The following is a 17,915-nucleotide window of genomic DNA, read 5'->3' on the forward strand; positions in this document are numbered from 1 at the left end:
TAGCTTTAAGCGGAGCTTGTCATAATAAACGTAGCCATCCTGTTAATCCCACAAAAGAAAGGTAGAGCGCAGCATATGAAAAAGACAATGGTCTGGATTTGCACGGGTATCCTCGCAGCCTCGGCTATTACGTACACAGGACTTTTTAAAAATGACTCTGCACAGCAGCAAGCAGAGTCGCTCAGCACACAGCAGAAAGTACAAGCGGCGCAACCATCCGAGCCGACATTCAGCTCGGGAGCGGTTGATTTTGGATCTTACGGTCAGGATGTATATGAGTTGCAATCACGTTTGAAGTTGCTGGGCTTTTTTGGCGGGAAAGTGGACAGCCATTTTGGCAGCAGTACACTAAAAGCTGTTAAAGGTTTTCAAAAGGAATTTGGTATCCGTCCCGATGGAGTGGTCGGAGCAAAGACGAAATTAAAGCTGGTGAATGCTACCCCTAACTGGAAGCCAACGGAAACTCCTATGCATCGTAACAATCAAGGTTCCGCTCAGGGACACACAGCGGACAATAATGATAAAGCGGATCAAAATGATGAAACAATGGGTTCGGCCAACACCATGGGACTATCTGCAAACGATCTTAAGATTTTGGCTAATGCGGTCTACGGTGAATCCCGTGGCGAGCCCTTTGAAGGGCAGGTTGCCGTGGCGGCGGTTATTTTGAACAGGGTTAAATCACCTAGTTTTCCAAATACACCATCTGGGGTGGTTTTCCAGCCGGGGGCCTTTACAGCTGTAGCAGACGGACAAATCTGGCTTACGCCGAATGAAACTGCACAGAAGGCAGTACGACAGGCGCTGAACGGCTGGGACCCAAGCGGAGGATGTCTCTATTATTTTAATCCAAAAACAGCCACCTCCAAATGGATTTGGACCCGTCCGCAGGTGAAAACCATCGGGGAACATATTTTTTGCATGTAAAACGCCGAAGCAGCCGGGAGCTTGTCTCCGGTTGCTTCTTGGCTTTTGCATGGTTAGAATAAAGATTGGTACACTTTACCTCTTTACAGGAGGACGATTTACAGCAGCTAATGCTAATCAAAGGCTAGACGCCAATTGACGTCACAAAGGAGTTTTGGACTTGAACAAAACAGGTTTCGAGCGTGGCACACGCAGACAACTGAGGATTCATGTACTGCCAACCAAGCGCTTTAAGACGTTTGCTATATCATTGTATGTAGGCACTCCGCTACGGGAGGAAACCGTAACTCGAGTGGGGCTGGTACCTTTCGTTCTGCGCCGGGGTACAGAATCGTATCCGCAGACTACACAATTCAGAGAACAGTTAGAGCAATTGTATGGCGCAGGTTTCGGATTCGATGTGTATAAACGTGGAGATTATCAGATCGTGCAATTTCGCATGGATACGATTAATGACAGCTTTGTAAACAGTCCGGATAGTTTGCTGGATCGTTCGTTTGCTTTCCTTGGAGAAGTGCTGACGAAGCCTGCATTGGAAAATGATGCATTTCAAACTGGATACGTTCAGCAGGAACGAGAAAATGTGCGCAAGAAGCTGGAATCTATAGTTAACGATAAAATACGTTATGCTGGTGAGCGCTGCATGGAGGAAATGTGCAAAGATGAGCCTTATCGTCTGCACCCTCTTGGTCAACGATCTGATCTGGACAGTATAGATGCACAGAGCTTGTATGAGGCTTATGGAGAATGGCTGAATCATGCCAGCATGGATTTATACGTTGTGGGAGATACGACGCTAGAAGAAGTTGAGAAGTTTGTTGATCGCTATTTTCAATTGAACCGTTCAGCGGAAGCAGGGTATGTTCCGGAACAGCCCAAGTCGGTAGAGCGTGATGTTCAAACTGTTGTAGAGCGTCTTGATGTGAACCAGGGCAAGCTCAACATGGGATTGCGGACCCCTATTACGTATGGTGACGATCGCTATGCATCCGCTCTGATGTACAATGGCATTCTGGGCGGGTATCCGCATTCAAAGCTGTTCGTTAATGTAAGGGAAAAGGAAAGTTTGGCGTATTACGCTTCATCGCGATATGACGGGCATAAAGGGATTGGTACGATTCAATCTGGTATTGAAATTCCTAATTATGAAAAAGCGGTTACTATTATCCGCAAGCAACTGGAAGATACGCAAAACGGAGCGATTACTGAGCTGGAAATGACCCAAACGCAGGCGATGATTCGCAACTTGCTGAAGGAGATGCAGGATTCCGCTTTTGAGATGATCGCCTATGATTTTAACAGACAGCTTTCCGGTAAAGAGCGGACGGTAGATGAGCTGCTGAGTCAGGTGGAGGCAGTCAAGGTGCAGGATGTTCAGGATGCCGCCCGGACGTTCCGACTGGACACTATTTATTTCTTGAGAGACCAGAAAGGGGAATAACGGTGGAGCATATACCTTATGAGCATTTGCAGGAAACGCTGTACTATGAAGTAATGGATAACGGCTTACACGTTTATGTGTTGCCCAAACCGGGTTTTCAGAAGACGTTCGCCACATTTGCGACTAAATACGGCTCGGTTGATAATCATTTCCGCGTAGAAGGTCAACAGCCCGTAAAGGTGCCGGATGGCATAGCCCATTTTTTGGAGCATAAAATGTTTGAAGAGCCTGAAGGAGATATTTTTGCTACCTTTTCCTCTAATGGTGCATCGGCGAACGCATTTACGAGCTTTGATCAAACCGTATATCTGTTTTCGGCAACTGAGCGTATTCAAGAAAATTTGACCACGCTGGTCAATTTTGTTCAACATCCTTACTTTACAGATGAAAATGTAGAGAAGGAAAAAGGCATTATTGGCCAGGAAATCAATATGTATGAAGATAACCCCGATTGGCGGAGTTACTTTGGTCTGATCGAGGCGTTGTACAAGGTCCATCCGGTGCATATTGATATCGCAGGTACGATTCAATCCATCAGTACGATTACAAAGGAAACACTGTACAGTTGCTATGAAGCTTTCTACCACCCAAGCAATATGATTCTTTTTGTAGTGGGAGGAGTGGATCCAGCTGAAGTAATAGAGCTGGTACGTAACAATCAGGCCAAAAAGGACTATAAGCCGCAGGGAGAGATTGAGCGGATTTTCGACGATGAACCCACTACAGTTGCAGAACCACGTCGTGAGGTGAAGCTGGCCGTTTCTCTGCCAAAGCTACTGTTTGGATTCAAGGAGGCTGAAGTAGGCTTAACGGGTGAAGAATTGCTTCGTCATGATCTGGAAACCAAGCTGATGCTTGATCTCCTATTTGGTTCCAGTACACAACTGTATCAAAAGCTCTACGATGAGGATCTGATTTCGGACAGTTTTGGCCATGAGTACAATAGTACGCAGCAATATGCATTTTCCGCAATCGGTGGAGATACCAAAGACCCGGATCGGCTGTTGGCGAGAATACGTGAAGAGGTGGAGTCCATCCAGAAGCAGGGCTTCGCAGCAGAACATTTTGAACGGGCACGCAAAAAGAAAATCGGTGGTTATCTGCGTACACTCAATTCACCAGAAAATATTGCGCATGAATTTACAAGACATCGCTTCCGGGGCAGTGATTTTTTCCAACTGCTTCCGATTTATGAAAGTATTACGCTTGAGGATGTAAATCGCCGTCTGAAAGACCATATCCAGTGGGATCAACTCGCAATATCACTAGTGGTGAGTCCGTAATGTCCAGGGAGAGGGAAACGATGACCACTGAGGGCGGAGAATTAAAAGCGATTGGCGATACAACTGTGCTGATTACAGGAGCGAGTGGCGGAATTGGTGCGGCTATTGCTGAGCGTTTTGCAGCTGTAGGGATGAATGTGGTCATTCACTACATGAAGTCCCATGAAAAAGCAAATGAAGTTGCCCGTCGTTGCATGGTTTATTCAGGCAAGGTAATGACCGTGTCTGCGGATCTGCGGAGCAAGGAGCAGATCGAACGCATGCGGGAAAAGCTGGATAATCACGGGATGAAGCCGGATATTCTTGTGAACAACGCCGGATTATCTCATTATGGGCTGTTGACAGATGTTTCGGAAGAGGAATGGGACGAAGTGATGGCAGTCAATGTTAAGGGAACCTTTCTGTGTACGCAGGTTTTTATGCCACATATGATTTCCCAACGCTATGGCCGCATTGTGAATGTTTCCTCCGTGTGGGGGATATGTGGGGCTTCGTGCGAGGTGTTGTATTCCACCACGAAGGGAGGCATTAACGCTTTCACTAAAGCGCTGGCTCAAGAAGTAGCACCTTCCGGGGTGACAGTGAATGCAGTAGCTCCAGGTGCAGTGAATACGTCGATGCTGGATCATTTAGATGAAGGCGAAATTACCAGTTTGGAAGAAGAAATTCCTGCCGGACGATTGGCTCGACCTGATGAGATATCATCCCTGGTTTATTTTCTTGCGCTTCCTGAGTCAGGTTATATTAATGGCCAGGTCATAAGTCCTAACGGAGGATGGGTGACTTAAGGGAAATAGCGCTTGGAGGAATCCACCAGTATAGTAAGCGTCTGAGAAGAGCATATTACAACTGTTGATTTTAAATCTGAATCATCTAAGGAGGATTTAAGTATGTCAACAGTTGTTCAGAATTTTGATGTTTGGAAAAAGTTCCTCGGTCAGCGTGTAGAGCAAGCGGAGAAGCTGGGAATCAGCCAAGATACCATTTCAGAGCTTGCTTATGAAATCGGTGATTTTCTGGATGAGAAGGTCGATCCAGCCAACCACTCCAACCGCGCATTGAAAGAACTGTGGGGAGTTGCCGATGAGGACGAGCGTCACACCATCGCCCGGCTAATGGTTAAATTGGCCAAGAGCAACGCATAAGTAAGAACCAACATGAAAAGCTCCCTTTTGGGGGCTTTTCTGTAATGGTTACAGAGCTGTTCTTGTAATTCCCTTGTAATTTATATATCATAAACGTGATTGAGGCTTACAACACAATGCAGCCTATCAAATTTCAATAATTGGTTTTGTCGAAAGATGTTATTTTATGATACAATAATGCTTTGATTTGGAGTTGTTGACGGTTTGAATGTGAATGAGGTGCTAACGTGACGGAAGAAACGAAACAGTGGTACATGGAGTACAAGATACATAAAAATCGACCCGGACTGCTGGGAGACATTGCTTCCATGCTTGGTATTCTGGGGGTTAATATACTGACGATCAACGGTGTTGAAGGTGAAAGACGGGGAATGTTGCTTGAAACAGACGATGATGAGAAGATACGTATTCTCGGAGACACGTTAAAAAAAGCGAGCAACATTACAGTCACGGCCTTACGTGCTCCGAGACTGGTTGATATATTGGCAGTAAGACATGGCCGTTACATCGATCGGGATTCGGATGATCGTAAAACATTTCGCTTTACACGCGATGAGCTTGGGTTGCTGGTCGATTTTTTGGGTGAAGTATTAAAGAGGGACGGCAATCAGGTGATCGGTCTTCGCGGGATGCCACGTGTGGGCAAAACGGAATCCATTATTGCCAGTAGTGTATGCGCAATGAAGCGTTGGACTTTTGTATCTTCGACGCTACTAAGACAGACGGTACGCAGTCAGCTCTCTGAAGAAGAAATGAACCCAAACAATGTGTTTATTATTGATGGTATTGTGAGTACAATTCGGTCAAATGAAAGACATTATCACCTGCTTCAGGAAATTATGAGCATGCCAAGTACTAAAGTGATTGAGCATCCTGATGTATTTGTACGTGAGTCGGGATACAGCTTTGACGATTTCAATATCATTATTGAACTTCGCAATAATCCGGCTGAGGAAATTATTTATGATACCTTTACAGCCAGTTATACAGAAGATCTTTAAATAAGCGTAATTACACAAGGAGATGATGACATGTCAGAACTGGGTCAGCAATTAAAGGAGGCCCGGCTGCAAAAAGGATTGAGCCTTGACGATGTTCAGGAAATGACGAAGATACGCAAACGTTATCTGGAAGCCATTGAGACGGGCGATTACAAAGTGCTGCCGGGAAGCTTTTATGTCAGAGCTTTTATTAAAACATATGCTGAAACGGTCGGGTTGAATCCTGATGAGATTCTGGAAGGGCATCAAAGCAATGTGCCTGAACCTGAACCGGAAGCAGTCATGGAGCCTGTTACACAGAAACGCTCCAGCCGTCCCGCCACGATTGGTAATCTTAAATGGTTGCCTACAGCGTTAATGTGGCTTTTTCTAGTTCTCATTGTTGGGGTTATTTATGCTTATTGGGTGAGCAACAACCATTCAACTCCAAAAACAGCAGAAAACACAACACCGATTACTACACCAAGTACAACACCAAGTACAACACCAAGTACAACACCGAGTACAACACCAAACACGTCTACTCCTGATACCACTACGACACAGCCGAACAATGGTCAAACGACGGCTCCAAATGGTGCTGGTGGGCAGACTCCTGGTGCGGGGCAAACCGGGCAAACTCAGCCAAATGGTACGGGGAATACGGATGCTACTACTCCAAATACTGGACAACAGCCGGATACGACTACTCCACAACAAGGTGTAACTGTGGCACAGGACGGCAAGCAAGGCAAGACGACGATTTTTAAAGTTTCCAGTGCAACGGGAGCCACAGCCAAGGTTGATATTAAAGCTACGGGTGAAAGCTGGCTTGAAGTGTACAAGGGAGAAAATTCCCGTGGAGAAAAGCTGAGTTATGGTATGACTAAAAGTGGAGATGCCATGTCTTTCGATATTGGTCCAGAAGGTTTATATATCAAATCAGGGCGGTCTTCTGCCACAGATATTTCCGTAGCAGGTCAACCGATAACAGATAATAAATCGACTACTCGTGTACTGATACAGCAAGGAGAAGCCTCTTCGACCGGAACGAGTGCAGGGGTGACGGGTTTACCTGCAGATTCTACGACAGGTAGCAGTACGGATTCAGCACAAAGTGGTACAGATTCTACAACTACTAATGGTGAATAAACGCCTTGGTGCGAGGAAATACTAATGACTGTAATTCCTGGAAAGGCAGTCATTTCATTTTCCGCAAAGTGAGGTGTATACGTTATGACCGTCAGCTGGATTGTGACTGGGCTCGGTATAATTGTCAGTTTACTGGGCTATTATCTGACACCGAATGCATGGGGCTATGGCATACTGGGCTTTGGTCTTGCTCACATTGTGCTTGGACTTTTGGATATGTTCCGAACTCCAACACGAAGCCATAATTAGATATTTTGACCGTAAATGAAATAAAGGCGTTTTTGTCAGGAAAACTGGCAAGAACGCCTTTTTAGTCAACCGATTATTGGATTTTTGTAAATGACTAGCCTATAATTAGATATTGAACTTTGTTGTGGAAAGGAAAGTGAAACGATGGCTTCAGAAAATTCATTTGATATCGTCTCCAAAATGGATATGCAGGAGTTAACAAATGCGGTTCATCAGACGGAGCGTGAAATTGAAACACGATTTGATTTCAAGGATAGCAAAAGTAGCCTCAAGCTTGAGAAAGAAGCTCTTACGATTGCATCGGAAGACGAATACAAGCTGAATGCGGTGATTGATATTTTGCAGTCTAAAATGGCTAAACGAGGTCTGTCCCTCAAAAATGTGGAGTATGGCAAATTGGAACCCGCTTCTCTAGGTTCAGTGCGTCAGCGTCTTTCGCTGAAGCAGGGAATTGATCAGGATAATGCCAAGAAAATTAACATTCTTATTCGGGACTCCAAGCTAAAAGTTAAAAGTCAGATTCAAGGTGATCAAATCCGGGTGACCGGGAAAAACAGGGATGATTTACAGGCGATCATTCAATTGCTACGTAAAGCTGATTTGCCATTGGAGCTTCAATTTACAAACATGAAATAAAGACGTTTTCCCTCATATATTTTGCAGGAAAAACGTTGCTTGATGTGCGGCAGGTTATTTTGACATGCGTTTTGCGCCATATTATACTTGTAACGAAAATGCAGACAATTCAGGTGTATAGCGCTCGCCGAAAGCGATTTACATAGGGTTGAATTTAATCCGAAAACTGCCATTTGTAATCAAGTACGATAATCAGGGGAGAGTGTGTTGTGAATTTACCCAACAGAATTACAATAACGCGGATTTGCCTTATCCCGGTGATGATGCTGGCTTTGCTGGTGGACTTTGATTTTTATCCGCCACCGATTGAGATCGGAGCTTTCAAGCTGCCGTATAATCAGCTGATTGCGGCTATCATTTTCCTTGTAGCAGCCAGCACGGACGGTCTTGACGGGTATTTGGCACGTAAAAATAATATGGTCACCAATTTGGGCAAGCTGTTGGACCCCCTTGCTGATAAGCTTTTGGTAACCGCCATTTTGGTTTCCTTGGTAGAAATGGGGAAAATTGATTCGTGGATTGTTGTTGTGATTGTTAGCCGTGAGTTTGCGGTTACGGGGCTGCGTCAGATTGCCTTGCTGGATGGGTCTGTGGTTGCTGCAAGCAATTGGGGCAAATTAAAGACGATCATTCAGATTGTTGCTATAGTAGCGCTGCTCATTAATAATTTCCCGTTTGTTTTTCTTGGTATACCGTTTGATTTAATAGCGATATGGGCAGCGGTGTTGATCACCATTTATTCGGGTATTGATTATTTCGTGAAAAATATCCATTTGCTGAGCTCCTCCAAGGTTTAACAGTATAAATTTTATGGAAACAGCAATAGGGACTAAACTTATTGCTGTTTCTTTATATAATTCCCATCATATTCGCAGTACAGGAGGAAGAATTGATGAAAGCTGAAATAATTGCGGTAGGAACAGAGTTATTGCTCGGACAAATAGTGAATACAAATGCTCAATATTTGTCACAAGAGTTGGCTACAATTGGAATCGATGTATATTTTCAGACTGTGGTTGGCGATAACATAGATCGGCTTCAGGAAGCCATAAGAATTGCTCAGAAGCGTGCGGATATTATTTTATTTTCTGGCGGTCTGGGACCGACCCAGGATGATTTGACGAAAGATGCGATAGCGTCTGTATTGGGGCGAAAATTGCACATAGATCGTCTTGCAATGGACAAGCTAGATCAATTTTTTCGTAACCGTGGGGTAGAAATGACCGAAAATAACCGCCGGCAGGCGCTTTCTATTGAAGGTGCTACTCCGCTTGAAAATGAGACAGGGCTAGCTGTGGGCGACGCAATTGCACAGGATGGTAAATTTTATGTAGTTTTGCCTGGACCTCCTAAGGAACTCAAACCGATGTTTGCAAACCAGGCCAAACCTTGGTTGCTTCAGCAGGCATTGAGCGGTGAGGAAATGCCAATTTATTCAAAAATGCTAAAATTTGCAGGGATTGGTGAGTCAGCTCTTGAAACCCGTTTGTTAGATCTGATCCAATCCCAGACAGACCCCACGATTGCTCCTTATGCCAAGGAAGGGGAAGTCACGATCCGTATATCCACCAAGGCGGCCAGCGAAAGTGAAGCATTGATTAAGCTGACGGCTACGGAAGTAGAAATTCAGCAGCGTCTTTCGGAATTTATGTATGCAAGCGAAGATGTTACGCTGGAGAAGGTTATCGTAGATCTAATGGCCAATCGCGGACTCACTGTGAGTGCGGCAGAAAGCTGTACAGGTGGACTGCTGATGGAACACCTCACTTCTATACCTGGCAGTGCTACTATGTTTCAAGGTGGCATCGTGTGCTATTCCAATGAAATGAAGATGAAATTACTCAACGTGCCTTGTGATTATTTAGAGGGGGATCAAGCGCCAGGTGCAGTGAGTAAGGAAGTGGCCCTTGTGCTTGCAGAGCAGGCGAGAATGATCATGGACAGCGATTTTGGACTTTCAGTTACTGGTGTAGCCGGACCTGGGTATTCCGAACGTAAGCCAGTCGGTCTAGTGTATATTGGCATTGCTGAACGCGACAAGGAAACGGAAGTACATGAACTGAGACTGAGTGGTAACCGCGAAACAATCCGACTGCGATCAGTCAAAGCGATTCTGTACAGATTGTGGCGCAGGCTGGTAGAGAACGAGAAACTCTCTTAATCATCTATGTACAGTGTGGGTCGTAGAGTTGTTTTAGATAGATATTCATGATATAATCACCTTATCGGAAGAACCGTTGCAAAGCCTTTTGCCAGCGGTTCTTTTTTTGTTTTAAGAGACAGGTGTAATTACAGAAGAGAGCTGTGTGAATAAAAAAACGAATGTATGTTCGAAAAAATGCTTGGCAAGCGTGTCAAAACAAGGTATTATTAAAGTACAAACAATGAAGGATGTGAGTTTATTGTCAGATCGTCGTGCTGCGCTGGATATGGCGCTCCGTCAAATAGAAAAGCAATTTGGTAAAGGTTCCATTATGAAGTTGGGTGAGTCTACCCACATGCAAGTGGAAACGATCCCCAGTGGTTCGATTGCTTTGGATATTGCGTTAGGAACGGGCGGCTTTCCAAGAGGCCGGGTTATTGAAATATACGGACCGGAATCATCCGGTAAAACGACAGTAGCTCTTCACGCTATCGCAGAGGTGCAAAAAACAGGCGGACAAGCCGCCTTTATCGACGCCGAGCATGCGCTTGATCCGTCGTATGCAAGCAAGCTGGGTGTCAATATTGATGAGTTGTTACTATCGCAACCAGATACAGGAGAGCAGGCGCTTGAGATTGCCGAAGCCCTTGTACGTAGTGGAGCAGTAGACATTGTAGTTGTTGACTCCGTAGCGGCACTTGTGCCGAAGGCAGAGATTGAAGGCGAAATGGGAGATTCCCATGTCGGTCTTCAAGCACGTCTGATGTCGCAGGCATTGCGTAAGCTGTCTGGAGCCATTAACAAATCGAAAACTATTGCTATTTTTATTAACCAGCTACGTGAAAAAGTAGGTGTTATGTTCGGTAACCCTGAAACAACACCAGGTGGACGTGCCTTGAAGTTTTACTCTACGGTACGTTTGGATGTTCGTCGTATTGAAAGTTTGAAAATGGGTAACGACATTGTGGGTAACCGCACACGTATTAAAGTCGTGAAGAATAAAGTTGCCCCTCCATTCCGTCAGGCTGAAGTGGACATTATGTACGGTGAGGGCATTTCCAAAGAAGGTAGCTTGATCGATATCGGTACGGAGCATGACATTGTCGACAAGAGTGGAGCTTGGTATTCCTACGAAGGTGAGCGCCTTGGTCAGGGACGTGAGAATGCGAAGCAATTTTTGAAGGAAAATCCGAACATTGCTAGTACGATCGAGCAAAAAATTCGGGTGGCAAGCAATTTGATTACGACGGTTGCTCCGCCTACAGAAGAAGAGTTGGCACAGCAAGCCAAGGAAGAACAGGAATTGTTGGAGCTTGAATAAAGCTTGGTGAATCCTGATTTGTGAACTGGAGCCAGGGTTATGGCACAATCCGGTTGAATAGCATGATTCTGATGCCCTGCACAGTTGTGCAGGGCATTTTTGCATCAATTAAAGCTGCTTTGTCAGCGGAATCTAACTTTTGCGTAGCAGTTGTCCAAAGACTGCTTTCGTGAATTTCAAAGTGAGGGAAACATATTGCAGTTGGACGATGAAGATGAATATTCTGCGGAAGCAAATAAGCAACAAGAGATTTCTCTTTTTCCGGATCATGAGGAATTGATGATTACTAGGGTAGAGCAGGGACAGGGACGCAAACGTGGACGCTATATCATTCATTTTGGCCCGTATTCATTGTCTGTATTAGAAGATGTAATGATCAAGTACAATATGTTCAAAGGAACGTCATTCGTCAAAAAAGAACTGGAAGATATTGTTCTGGCAGATGAAAAGCAACAGGCCTATGTACTCGCGCTTCGATATTTGGGGCGAAAGCCTCGCACACGTCAGGAAATTGCCCAGCGTTTGGTGCAAAAAGAACTGGATCAGTCTGTTATTGACGAAGTAATGGTCCGACTGGAAAGGGAGCAACTCGTGGATGATGATTTGTACGCCCGCCAATGGGCAAGGCAGCGTATAACTAGCCAACGTAAGGGGAAGATGTGGGTTAGGCAAGAACTCCGTCAGAAAGGCATCTCTAAAGCCTCTATTGGGGAAGCGTTAGGTGAAATCACCGATAATGAGGAGTGGGAGAGTGCTTTGACGATCGGACGTAAGAAATGGAATCAGGTACGTGGTGATATAATGGAGAAAAAAAGGAAAACCTACCCTTTTCTCATGAGACGCGGATATTCGGGGGATATGACACGCCGAGTGGTCAATCATCTCACTGCGGCCGAGCATGACGCTGCTTCAGATGACGAGGAATTGTTGCAGTGGGAGGAATAATTGCCAAACGGCTGCTGAACCTTGGGCTAGTATGAACGGATAGGATGAGCTAGTTATTACATGGAAAGCTGCATGGTACTCTACTAATGTTTGCATTCCCTTGACAATGCCATTTGTCAAATAATAAAATATATATGAAACGATACTTGTGGAACGCCCTTTTTCCTTCCAAAAAAGCGGAATCCACCGGTGAGTTCTCATCGCCAAATAACAAGTGATGCCGCTATGCCAGGCGGAATTGTACATGTGAAAGCATGTGCATATGAAATGAAACGACCTTGTGTCGTTATCTTAGTTTGACGATCAAAGTAAATGTGACAATTGCAAAAAGTCCCAAGGAATGCCTTGGAGGAACCAACGGGGAGGTGAACAGTATGATGACTGCGATCTGGTTCGTTCTCGTTGCTGTAGCCGCGTTATTCTTTGGGTTCGGGATTGGTTATTTTATTCGCAAATCTATTGCAGAAGCTAAGATCTCCAGTGCGGAAGAAGCTGCCGCGCAAATCGTGGAGAACGCGAAAAAAGAGGCAGAAGCGCTGAAGAAGGAAACGGTATTGGAAGCGAAAGATGAAATTCACCGCATCCGTGCCGAAGCTGAAAAAGAAACTCGTGAACGTCGCAATGAAATTCAACGACAGGAACGAAGATTGCTGCAAAAAGAAGAATCGCTGGATAAAAAATTGGAATCGCTGGAACGCAAAGAAGAACAGGTGGCCAACAAAGAGAAACGAATCGATGAAACCCAGCAGCAAATTGATTTGATTTACAAGAGTCAGGTAACTGAGTTGGAGCGTATTTCCAATCTGACGATGGAGGATGCAAGAAGTATTATTCTGACCAACGTAGAGCAGGAAGTTCGTCATGAAACAGCTCAGATGATTAAAGAAATTGAACAGCAGGCCAAAGAAGAAGCGGACAAAAAGTCTCGTGAAATCATCACACTGGCCATCCAACGCTGTGCGGCAGATCATGTAGCAGAAACGACGGTTTCTGTCGTCACATTGCCGAACGAAGAAATGAAAGGCCGGATTATCGGGCGCGAAGGCCGTAATATCCGTGCACTTGAAACCCTTACAGGAATTGACCTCATTATTGATGATACGCCGGAAGCTGTTATTTTGTCCGGATTTGATCCGATTCGTAGAGAGATTGCGCGTACTGCGCTTGAAAAGCTCGTAGCGGACGGACGGATACATCCGGCTCGTATTGAAGAGATGGTGGAAAAATCCCGTAAAGAGGTGGACGAACGAATCCGTGAATATGGTGAGCAGGCCACCTTTGAGGTGGGCGTGCATAGCTTACATCCGGATTTGATCAAGATCTTGGGACGTCTTAAGTTCCGTACGAGTTACGGACAGAACGTATTAAAGCACTCGATGGAAGTTGCATACTTGACAGGTCTAATGGCCGGGGAACTGGGCGAAGACGTTGTACTGGCAAGACGGGCAGGATTGCTGCATGACATCGGGAAGGCGCTGGATCACGAAGTGGAAGGATCGCACGTTGAAATTGGCGTGGAACTGGCGAAGAAGTACAAGGAACACCCGGTCGTCATCAACAGCATTGCTTCACATCACGGCGACTGCGAAGCGACTTCAGTGATCGCCATGCTGGTTGGGGCGGCAGATGCTCTATCAGCAGCAAGACCGGGAGCGCGGCGTGAAACGCTAGAGACGTACATCCGTCGTCTTGAGAAGCTGGAACGCATCTCCGAATCTTTTGAAGGCGTTGAAAAATCATACGCGATTCAAGCCGGACGCGAAGTTCGTGTCATGGTACAGCCAGAGAAAATTGATGATGCGGAAGCATTCCGACTGGCCCGCGATATTACGAAAACGATTGAGAATGAACTGGACTATCCGGGACATATCAAAGTTACTGTTATTCGCGAGACCCGTGCGGTAGAATACGCAAAATAAAAGCATTTCAATGAAAAGTGGCCACTGTTTGTAGGGCCACTTTTCATTTATGTAAGGCAGACTAGGGAGGGCTTTCTATCAACGTATTATTTATTGGAGACATCGTCGGCAGTGTAGGCAGAAAGGCACTGAGGGAAAATCTTCCTTCGCTCAAATCAAAATACAATCCGCATGTTATTATCGTGAACGGAGAAAATGCAGCTTCGGGAAGAGGCATAACCCCTGCTATCGCCAGAGAGTTTTTTGATTGGGGCGTCCATGGGATTACGATGGGAAATCATACTTGGGACAATAAGGAAATATTTGATTTTATAGATGATGAGCCACGGATCATTCGCCCGGCTAACTTTCCACCAGGAACACCGGGCCGAGGTTATACCGTTGTAAAGGGTGGAGGTAAGGAGCTGGCTATTGTTAATCTGCAAGGTAGAACCTTTTTGCCAGCTATTGACGATCCATTCCGTGCAGCAGATGAAATTGTCGATGAGTTGCGCAAAAAACATAAACATATCCTAGTTGATTTTCACGCCGAAGCAACCTCGGAAAAAATCGCTATGGGTTGGCATTTGGATGGACGTGCTTCAATCGTGGTAGGTACGCACACACATGTACAGAGCAATGACGATACAATTTTGCCACAAGGAACTGCGTATCAGACAGATGCGGGAATGGTAGGTCCTTATGAGGGAGTGCTTGGAATGCAGAAAGAGGCTGTGTTACAGAAATTCCAGACCCAGCTTCCGGTGCGTTTTCAAGTGGACATGGGCAAATGGCATTTCCATGCCATCAGCGTAGAGCTGAATGATAACGATGGAAAAGCCCGCAAAATTCAGAAAATCAGACTCAAAGAAGATGAATGGCGGATGGATTAACTTTTTTGTAAGCTGCTTAAGGAAAGAATAAGGAAAACTGTCACCAAAAAGCAGGAATTTTTTGCTGACCCTCGAATAACATCTAATAGTGGAATCAAACCATCATCATTCCCAGGGGAGGTACTTACTATGGATGTATTAAAAGTATCAGCAAAATCCAATCCTAATTCAGTTGCAGGCGCACTCGCAGGAGTACTGCGTGAACGCGGAAATGCAGAATTACAGGCGATTGGAGCGGGTGCACTAAACCAAGCCATTAAAGCGGTAGCCATTGCCCGGGGATTTGTCGCACCAAGCGGAGTGGATTTGATTTGTATTCCTGCTTTTACAGACATTGTTATTGATGGAGAAGATCGGACTGCGATCAAATTGATTGTAGAGCCAAGATAATAAATGTAAGTTGCCTGAGCCTGTTTACGATTTGTAAACGGGCTTTTTTGCATTGTGAGTCTGTTACTATGATTTTTAAAATAAATTTGTGGTGCTTCAATCTATAAATGGAGGTAAGATACATGAATGATAAGCTAAAAGTGAATTGGCCAGTTGTTGACTTTCATTGTGATGTGTTATGTAAAATGCAGCTCGATGCGCAGATCGATTTCAGTCATCCATCGCTTGATGTCACAAAAGAACGTTTGCTAGAAGGTAACGTGCAGTTGCAAACGTTTGCTATATATATTTCACAGGTATTAGGCACACCAAGATTTGAACATGTGGTACGTCAAATTGAGCTGTTCAGGCAGCATGTTACCTCTATCTCCGGTGGGTTGAGACCATTGCTGTGGAAGGAAGACTTGGCAATGTGGAAAAATGCGTCCGTAGTGCATCAGGAAGAGCAAGTAAAGCGGGAAGGAGAAGAGAAGCGCACGGAAAAGATAACGTATTTGGATGGTAATGGGACGGATCATACATGGGCACCTTGGGCTTTGCTCTCACTGGAGGGGGTAGATGCGCTGGAAGGGAACCCTTTTTATGCAGAATTATGCTATGCCATGGGAATACGATTGATTGGGCTGACATGGAATTATGCGAACTGGGCAGCTGACGGCATTATGGAACATAGAGGTGGCGGGCTGACTAGCAAGGGGCGCGATTTGGTCAATCGCTGTAATGACCTGGGACTGCTGTTAGATGTGTCGCATCTGTCCGTACAGGGCTTCTGGGAGGTGCTGGAGGAGGCTACTCTACCGCCCATCGCCTCGCATTCGAATGTCTTTGCGAGATGTGCTCATCCTCGTAATCTGCGGGATGAACAGATTCGTGCACTGATCGCCCGTAACGGACGGATTGGTTTGACCTTCGTCACCATGTTTCTCAAAGAGCAGGATACAGTAACTGCTGAGGATCTGCTACCGCATATTGAGCATATTTGTTCATTAGGGGGCGAAAGGCATTTGATGTTTGGCTCTGATTTTGACGGTATCGAGCACCATGTGCAAGGCTTGGAACACTCGGGGAAATATCCGGCTTTTGCAGAACTGCTGCTGAAGCATTACCCTGAGGAGCTAGTCAAAGGATGGCTGGGAGGTCATGCCCTGGAATACCTGCAAACGAATCTGCCTTCTAAAATGTCTTCTTAAATAGCTATTTAAGGGGATGTTTTGGCTGCGAACACTCTTGACAAAGCGAGAACGATTACGAAATAATGAGAAGTATCTTAGATTTTAAATAATATTTGCAGAAATACGGCAGACAATGGAGCGAGACTGATGGTGCACCATGCTGCACCGCTATACCAGAGGGGGCTCCATTACACAATGTTAATAAAAAAGGTTACCTGGCTTGAACTCTTTTATGACTTACTATTCGTAGCTGCTGTCTCTAAGGCCACTCATGTTTTACTACATGTTGAGCATGGTAGTATCTCGTGGGAACATATGGAGAAGTTCATTATGATTTTTATCCCGATATGGTGGGCTTGGGTGGGGCAAACTGTCTACAACAACCGTTTTGGTCAAGACAGTATAACGCATCGAATCTTTATGATCCTGCAATTGTTTTTCGTGTTAATCATGACTGCCAGTTTGAATATAGATTTTGATGCGTATTATGTATCTTTTTTTGTTGGCTATATTGGGTTAAGAGGTTTAACTGTCGTTCAATATTTACTTTCGGCGCCCAAAGAAACGGCTCATAAACAGGAAACAGCTCGTTTTTTCGGAACCTATTTTTGGATTGGAATAGTCATCTCTAGTTTCTCCCTTTTCTTTGACTCTTGGGTTCGATATTTGATTTTATATACCGGTATAGCTGTTGATATCCTCGTTCCTTTGATTGGTCGTAAAAAGTTGGTGATCACACCAATCCATACGGAGCATCTTTTAGAACGATTTGCACAGTTCACCTTAATTCTGCTTGGCGAATCTGTGATAAGTATGCTTTCTGTTTTACAATCCGATCATTTTACGGTTTCTTCCGTTGTATTTGCCGCTTTGGCTTTTATATTAGTCATCGCAATCTGGTGGCAATATTTTGAGAATATGGAGAAGCGCGTAGATAAATCAAAACAATCAGCAGGACAGACTATTATTTATGGTCATTTGTTTATTTATCTTTCCCTTAGCATGCTAGCTGCTTCGATTCAGCTCTTGTTTTTGGGACAAGTAGACTATATCTTTGTGCTTTGCTTTACCTTTGCTTCTGTTTTTATTTACTTTTTGTCGGTTTTACTGGTATTTCATCAGTACAGATTAAGTCATCTTAAACCCCGTCTCAGAGTCATTTTTTTCTTGACTGGAATACTCTGTGTCCTGTTTATCCTTAATATATTTATTGTCGTCCCCCCTCATCTCATTGTAGCTGAAATCATGCTTTTCTTTCTCCTGTTCGCTAAAACGACGATTTGATCTGATTTATAGGGATGATATTTAACGATGATTGGGGCGAAAAAGGGAACTTTATA

18 protein-coding genes are annotated in these 17,915 nt (G+C 44.8%); all 18 read left to right on the top strand.

What is annotated here, in order from left to right; translation table 11 throughout:
• Window positions 1-75 precede the first annotated feature (75 nt).
• The gene (gene sleB, locus MKY16_RS10285; protein WP_340955231.1) at window positions 76-927 is read left to right on the top strand and encodes a spore cortex-lytic enzyme; all 852 of its coding nucleotides are present in this window, start codon (window positions 76-78) and stop codon (window positions 925-927) included.
• Window positions 928-1,087: 160 nt separating this feature from the next.
• Window positions 1,088-2,368: an EF-P 5-aminopentanol modification-associated protein YfmF gene (gene yfmF / locus MKY16_RS10290; protein ID WP_029517037.1), complete on the top strand. Its 1,281-nt coding sequence runs from the start codon at window positions 1,088-1,090 to the stop codon at window positions 2,366-2,368.
• Window positions 2,369-2,370: 2 nt separating this feature from the next.
• The gene (yfmH, locus tag MKY16_RS10295; RefSeq protein WP_340955233.1) at window positions 2,371-3,651 is read left to right on the top strand and encodes an EF-P 5-aminopentanol modification-associated protein YfmH; all 1,281 of its coding nucleotides are present in this window, start codon (window positions 2,371-2,373) and stop codon (window positions 3,649-3,651) included.
• A 20-nt stretch (window positions 3,652-3,671) separates the two neighbouring features.
• Entirely contained in the window at window positions 3,672-4,439 is a 768-nt protein-coding gene (gene ymfI / locus MKY16_RS10300) for an elongation factor P 5-aminopentanone reductase (RefSeq protein WP_069011413.1), read from the top strand.
• Window positions 4,440-4,541: 102 nt separating this feature from the next.
• Window positions 4,542-4,796 (top strand): DUF3243 domain-containing protein, encoded by a 255-nt coding sequence (locus tag MKY16_RS10305; RefSeq protein WP_013309950.1) that lies wholly within the window; start codon window positions 4,542-4,544, stop codon window positions 4,794-4,796.
• Between the two features lie 227 nt (window positions 4,797-5,023).
• Window positions 5,024-5,797 (top strand): DUF3388 domain-containing protein, encoded by a 774-nt coding sequence (locus MKY16_RS10310; protein WP_013370747.1) that lies wholly within the window; start codon window positions 5,024-5,026, stop codon window positions 5,795-5,797.
• 30 nt (window positions 5,798-5,827) lie between these two features.
• Window positions 5,828-6,928, top strand: coding sequence for a RodZ domain-containing protein (locus MKY16_RS10315; protein WP_029517040.1), 1,101 nt, complete (start codon window positions 5,828-5,830; stop codon window positions 6,926-6,928).
• An 84-nt stretch (window positions 6,929-7,012) separates the two neighbouring features.
• A complete protein-coding gene (locus MKY16_RS10320; protein ID WP_023988236.1) occupies window positions 7,013-7,177 on the top strand; it encodes a hypothetical protein in 165 nt (54 codons plus the stop codon).
• 144 nt (window positions 7,178-7,321) lie between these two features.
• The gene (locus MKY16_RS10325) at window positions 7,322-7,813 is read left to right on the top strand and encodes a YajQ family cyclic di-GMP-binding protein (RefSeq protein WP_013309953.1); all 492 of its coding nucleotides are present in this window, start codon (window positions 7,322-7,324) and stop codon (window positions 7,811-7,813) included.
• 209 nt (window positions 7,814-8,022) lie between these two features.
• Window positions 8,023-8,610 carry a CDP-diacylglycerol--glycerol-3-phosphate 3-phosphatidyltransferase gene (gene pgsA, locus MKY16_RS10330; protein WP_013309954.1) on the top strand — a complete coding sequence of 196 codons (588 nt, stop codon included), beginning with the start codon at window positions 8,023-8,025 and terminating at the stop codon, window positions 8,608-8,610.
• Between the two features lie 95 nt (window positions 8,611-8,705).
• A complete protein-coding gene (locus MKY16_RS10335) occupies window positions 8,706-9,974 on the top strand; it encodes a competence/damage-inducible protein A (RefSeq protein WP_029517041.1) in 1,269 nt (422 codons plus the stop codon).
• A 241-nt stretch (window positions 9,975-10,215) separates the two neighbouring features.
• Window positions 10,216-11,277, top strand: a complete 1,062-nt coding sequence (gene recA, locus MKY16_RS10340) for a recombinase RecA (protein ID WP_023988239.1) — start codon at window positions 10,216-10,218, stop codon at window positions 11,275-11,277.
• Between the two features lie 195 nt (window positions 11,278-11,472).
• On the top strand, window positions 11,473-12,222 hold the full coding sequence (locus MKY16_RS10345) for a regulatory protein RecX (protein ID WP_069011415.1): 750 nt from the start codon (window positions 11,473-11,475) through the stop codon (window positions 12,220-12,222).
• A 374-nt stretch (window positions 12,223-12,596) separates the two neighbouring features.
• A complete protein-coding gene (gene rny, locus MKY16_RS10350) occupies window positions 12,597-14,141 on the top strand; it encodes a ribonuclease Y (RefSeq protein ID WP_013309958.1) in 1,545 nt (514 codons plus the stop codon).
• Window positions 14,142-14,218: 77 nt separating this feature from the next.
• Window positions 14,219-15,013, top strand: a complete 795-nt coding sequence (locus MKY16_RS10355) for a TIGR00282 family metallophosphoesterase (protein ID WP_013309959.1) — start codon at window positions 14,219-14,221, stop codon at window positions 15,011-15,013.
• 129 nt (window positions 15,014-15,142) lie between these two features.
• On the top strand, window positions 15,143-15,403 hold the full coding sequence (locus MKY16_RS10360) for a stage V sporulation protein S (RefSeq protein WP_007430104.1): 261 nt from the start codon (window positions 15,143-15,145) through the stop codon (window positions 15,401-15,403).
• Between the two features lie 122 nt (window positions 15,404-15,525).
• Window positions 15,526-16,593 carry a dipeptidase gene (locus MKY16_RS10365; protein WP_340955236.1) on the top strand — a complete coding sequence of 356 codons (1,068 nt, stop codon included), beginning with the start codon at window positions 15,526-15,528 and terminating at the stop codon, window positions 16,591-16,593.
• A 177-nt stretch (window positions 16,594-16,770) separates the two neighbouring features.
• Window positions 16,771-17,859 carry a low temperature requirement protein A gene (locus tag MKY16_RS10370; protein WP_029517044.1) on the top strand — a complete coding sequence of 363 codons (1,089 nt, stop codon included), beginning with the start codon at window positions 16,771-16,773 and terminating at the stop codon, window positions 17,857-17,859.
• Window positions 17,860-17,915: the final 56 nt, after the last annotated feature.

It is taken from the genome of Paenibacillus sp. FSL L8-0641, assembly GCF_038006265.1.
Taxonomy (GTDB): Bacteria; Bacillota; Bacilli; order Paenibacillales; family Paenibacillaceae; genus Paenibacillus; species Paenibacillus polymyxa_D.